Below are 3,685 nucleotides of genomic sequence, written 5' to 3' on the forward strand. Positions count from 1 at the left end.
GTCAATAAGATGACTTGATCAGCATGTTTTATCAATTCTCGCTTAAAGTAAATATCTTCTTCAAGCCCATAATAAATGCCATCTTCCATAATACCTGCTGCTCCAATAAACACCTTATTAAAATGATAATCTTTTAGTTTTTCTATGGCTGAAAATCCTGTGACATGTCGAGTTGATTTATTTAGAGTACCTCCCAAAAAGTGTATAGTTGTATCTTCAGCTTGAGCCAATACATAAGCGCTATCAATTGAATTAGTTACAATGGTAACTTGTCTTGCTTTTAAAAATTGAGCTATAAAATTGACTGTGGTTGAAACGTCTAAATAAATCATCTCATTGTCTGTTATCATACTTGCAGCTTTTTTTCCAATTAATTTCTTTGTTTCTGATTCGGTGCGTAATCGATCCCGATAATCATCAATTTTTTTATGAAATGATGGTAATGCAACTCCACCATGAGTTCTAACTACCATTTTTTGGTTCGTAAGCTCCACGATATCTCTTCTTGCAGTATCACGTGAAATATCAAATGTTTCACACATCTGTTTGATGTTCATTGTTTTGTGGATTTCTAAATAGTTAAGGATTCGTATCAATCGTTCTTCTTGATTCATTTTTAACCTCCTCAACTTAATCATAAGCTATTTTAAGTAAAAGTAAAAGTGATTATAAGTAAAAAAATCTAAAAAAGCACTTACCATATGTTGTTTTAAGTTATTCAATATAGATTGATGCTAGTAAAGTTTCCTGGGCACATCGTAGTAAAAATGGTTGGACTTTTAACATAGCCTTCTTCAAGTAACCTGCCCCGTTAGTGCCATAATAAAAAGGTTGCCGCAGCAACCCCTGTTATTGAAGTAAAGCACCCGTTAGCTGAAAAAACCCGTTAGTTCTATAAGAAAAGCGAAGAAGATTCCTCAAACCATATAGGTTTGTGACATTTCAAACCCTCGCTTACTTTTCTGCCATTTTCATAATCTCATTTGCAACAACCACTTCAGTGCCAGAAAGTCCCACGGAACAAAACAATGTAACATCATTGATTGAAGTTCTGCCCGGTGTTTTTCCAGTTACGATGTCCGAAAGCTGTACAATATTCTGTTCATAAGGAGTATTGGCTAAGAAGTGAGGTGTTGAATAGGCACATAACTGTTCAAGGGAATCTGTAGTAATTACGGAGCTTTTACCAGCTACTTCTATGGGTAGCTCATGTCCCTTCATCGATTTTGGTCCAACAGTATTGATATGTACACCCGGTTTTAACCAATCCGCATCAATCACTGGTGAACGACTATTTGTAGCACAGATGATGATATCTGCCTTCTCAACACACTTTTTGGATGAATCCATAGGAATTACATCCATATCAAGTTTTTCAGACATTTCTTCAGCAAACTTTTTTCGATTTATATCATTACGACTGTAAACCAGAACCCGTTTAATATCACGAATAGCTATAGCTGCTTCTAACTGAGTACGAGCTTGTATACCTGTTCCAATTATCGCTAGCTGTTCAGCATCTGAACGAGACATGGCTTTAATGGCAGCTCCCCCAATTGCGCCCGTGCGAAGGGCACCAAGTAAATTGCCAATAATAACTCCTTTGAATACTCCTGTCACGGAATCAAACACAGATACCAATTGTTCGTGACCCGAATGATCGTTTGAATAGGTATCGTAAACTCGAAAGCCTATAACTTTTTCAGTCTCCGTTGCGGCGCCAGCAGTGAAAACTAAGTTTCCATTCTCCGTCTCCAATTGAAATCGAGGTGGTGAAACAAGGGTTGCGTTTGCTTGTTCACGAAAAACGCGCTCAATTGCCTCAATGACGGGTTTCATTCTAGTCAATCTCAAAACGTCAGAATCTGTTAGAACTTGATATGACATGTCTTATATGCCCACCTTTCATAGAAACCTAGTCTAAAACGCTATGACTTTACACTTTTTACCTTTATTAACTAATCCTACCTTCCTTTTAGTTTAACATATAACAACCATTTCTTTACTCAACAATCTGGCCCTATAGTTGCAGAAGAAAAGGAGCTGCTGATCAGCTCCTAATGATGAACTAACGCACCCGTTAGTTGTATAAGGTAAGAACTCAAATTTTTATTATAGATGTTCTTTAAAGTACTTTAAATGGTAAAGCAGACATTATGCATCAATATTTAGCATAATCTGTACTAGCCTGAAAACTGTGATCATTTCTCTTTTTTTCAAACTTCGATCAAAAATTATTAGTTATTTTGGGGAGGTTATTGGAGTTGTCTTTTTTAAGTAATTGGATATCGCAAATTATTGTATTAATTTTATTCATTACTGTTATTGACTTGATGTTACCCAATAATAGTTATCGGAATGTTATAAGGTTAGTATTCTCTTTGGTAATTATAGTTTGTTTAATAAGTCCAATCTTAAATTTATTTAAGATGTCTCCTCAAGATATTTTAAATCCAATAAATATATCAGATACTGTACATAAAGACTCTTTATTAAATTCAATAAAGGAAAAGGAAAAAGAAATTAGTAAGGAAAAAGTTCAATCTATTCCTGATATTCTCTCTGTTGAAATGAAAAACCTTGTCAAAAAAGAATTATTAGAAGAGTATCAATATGAAATTCAAGATATCAACTTGGTCATTGACAATCTAGATAGTCCAACACCAAAATTTAAAGACGTAGAAGTRTTTTTAATAGAAACAAAATCACTTGAAACAAGCAGTGAAGGTAACAGTGAATCAAAGGTAGAACCTGTAAACAATATTGACATAAATGTAAATCCTAAAGAAAACCAGTCAACTCATGATAATAGCTCCCTTAAAAAAGTTAAAAATTTTTTAGCTAAAGAATGGGGTATTTCTCCTAAACAATTAACTATTAGTACAGATTGATAATTATAACCCTAATGGTTTTTAAAAATAATTTACTAATATGTACGATTATTGTAAGAATCACACTTTCAAAAGGCCGCCATTTGGCGGCCTTCTTATAGAACTAACGCACCCGTTAGCTGAATAAGATATTTCCTTTATATTAATTCACTTTAAGGATGTTTAAATGCTTCGTTGTAGAAATCAAATCTATTTTATGATTTCCTTTTGTGTAAAAAACGGAAGCCCCTTCTCTTTCTCCCTTTTTCCATCCATTCGCTTTAAGGACTAATTCATATCCAAATGGTATGCCATTTTCTTCCGATGCTTTTGACCAATCATAACTTTTCCCTTGTTCATTTTCCTGGACTAGCTCAGCATTTTTAGGAACTGGGAAGTCAAATGCATCTTTTGATGGTTCGTATAGAGATAACGTTATGAAATAATAAATGACTCCACCTATCAAAAGCGTAGCTAAAGTAAGTGTCCAACCAACCATTTTCTTCATTTTACTTACCCTTCCTTCATAGGTTGTTATTTGGATCGATACTCCAAACAACTATTTGTTTTCTACATATTCTATTCAAATTGTGGATTATCCTTGTTCAACTAAMCTGCCCCKTTAGTKSCATAASAAAAAGGYTGCYWCAGCAACCTYCCYTAWTGAASYAAAGCASCYGTTAGTTCAAGTAGGCACTAGTGCAACTTTTATTTATTTATCTACTCCTGCATCTATTTTCCAGCTATTTTGCAACTTCCGGATATAAATGATCTGACCAATGTGATATGCGTTATGAGTTGACACATTTCCGAGT

Annotated in this window: 4 protein-coding genes and 1 pseudogene; 1 reads left to right on the forward strand and 4 read right to left on the reverse strand. The window is 34.3% G+C overall.

Going from position 1 to position 3,685, the window contains the following annotated elements; all coding sequences use genetic code 11:
* Positions 1-614 (reverse strand): DeoR/GlpR family DNA-binding transcription regulator (locus AC1DUW_RS23395; RefSeq protein ID WP_477643577.1); only part of this gene is annotated, 614 nt, incomplete at its 3' end.
* Positions 615-954: 340 nt separating this feature from the next.
* The gene (locus AC1DUW_RS23400; RefSeq protein ID WP_477643578.1) at positions 955-1,887 is read right to left on the reverse strand and encodes an ornithine cyclodeaminase family protein; all 933 of its coding nucleotides are present in this window, start codon (positions 1,885-1,887) and stop codon (positions 955-957) included.
* Positions 1,888-2,264: 377 nt separating this feature from the next.
* Between AC1DUW_RS23400 and spoIIIAF the strand changes: the two genes are divergently transcribed.
* The gene (gene spoIIIAF / locus AC1DUW_RS23405) at positions 2,265-2,891 is read left to right on the forward strand and encodes a stage III sporulation protein AF (protein WP_477643579.1); all 627 of its coding nucleotides are present in this window, start codon (positions 2,265-2,267) and stop codon (positions 2,889-2,891) included.
* Between the two features lie 142 nt (positions 2,892-3,033).
* Here the strand turns inward: spoIIIAF and AC1DUW_RS23410 are convergent, their stop codons facing one another.
* A complete protein-coding gene (locus AC1DUW_RS23410) occupies positions 3,034-3,378 on the reverse strand; it encodes a hypothetical protein (RefSeq protein ID WP_106027904.1) in 345 nt (114 codons plus the stop codon).
* Between the two features lie 204 nt (positions 3,379-3,582).
* Positions 3,583-3,685, reverse strand: a pseudogene (locus tag AC1DUW_RS23415) (DinB family protein); the annotation flags it as partial.

The organism is Peribacillus sp. P4_C12, assembly GCF_056402095.1.